Source organism: Brachybacterium sp. HMSC06H03 (assembly GCF_001807385.1).
GTDB classification, from domain to species: domain Bacteria; phylum Actinomycetota; class Actinomycetes; order Actinomycetales; family Dermabacteraceae; genus Brachybacterium; species Brachybacterium conglomeratum.
The window spans coordinates 1-930 of record NZ_KV788900.1 but is presented as its reverse complement, the minus strand read 5'-3'; the positions used below and the strand labels follow the sequence as shown (position 1 = coordinate 930).

General features: G+C 73.1%; 1 protein-coding gene. It reads left to right on the top strand.

Annotated elements, in window-relative coordinates; genetic code table 11:
• Positions 1-107: 107 nt before the first annotated feature.
• A complete protein-coding gene (locus HMPREF3159_RS12360; RefSeq protein ID WP_070501285.1) occupies positions 108-893 on the top strand; it encodes an SDR family oxidoreductase in 786 nt (261 codons plus the stop codon).
• Positions 894-930 lie beyond the last annotated feature (37 nt).

Below are 930 nucleotides of genomic sequence, written 5' to 3'. Positions count from 1 at the left end.
CCGCCCGTACCGGCCGTCCCGCCCGCTCGTCCGTCGCGCCCCGCCCCGCGCGCAGCGCCCGTCGGCCCCGCTCGCCCCGTCCGCCCACTGCTTCGAAGGAGTCCTCCATGACCTCCGCCATCAGCCCCATGTTCGACCTCACCGGCCGCACCGCCCTCGTCACCGGCGGCGCGAAGGGCCTCGGCCTCGCGATGGCCCGCGGTCTCGCGCAGCACGGCGCCCCGATCGTGCTCGCCGACATCGACGACGCGACCGGCCAGCAGGCCGCGAAGGACCTCGCCGCCGAGACCGGGGTGGAGGTCTCCTACCGCCACCTCGACGTCACCGACCAGGCGATGGTCGAGAAGGTCGTCGCCGAGATCGACCAGGAGGTCGGCGGGATCGAGATCCTGCTGAACAACGCCGGGCGCACCATCCACCACCCGGTCGAGGACGGCGACGGCGAGAAGTGGCGGGCCGTGATGAGCCTGAACCTCGACGGCGTCTACCACGTGCTCTCGGCCGTCGGCCGGGCCATGCTCGAGCGGGGCCGCGGCAGCATCATCAACACCGGCTCCATGAGCGGCATCATCGCCAACGTGCCCCAGACCCAGGCCTCCTACAACGCCTCCAAGGCCGCGGTCCACAACCTCACCCGCTCCGCCGCGCTCGAGTGGGCCTCCCGCGGCGTGCGCGTGAACGCGATCGCGCCCGGCTACATGCGCACCGAGCTGACCCGCGGCTTCTACGAGGAGGGCGGCGAGCAGATCGACATCTGGAACGCGATGACCCCGATGTCCCGCCCGGGCGAGCCGGAGGAGCTCGCCGGCGCCGCCGTGTACCTCGCTTCCGACGCCGCGAGCTTCGTGACAGGCTCGATCCTGTCGATCGACGGCGGCTACACCGCCGCCTGAGCCCCGGCGGCCGACGGTCCACCCCGTCGGCCGCCGA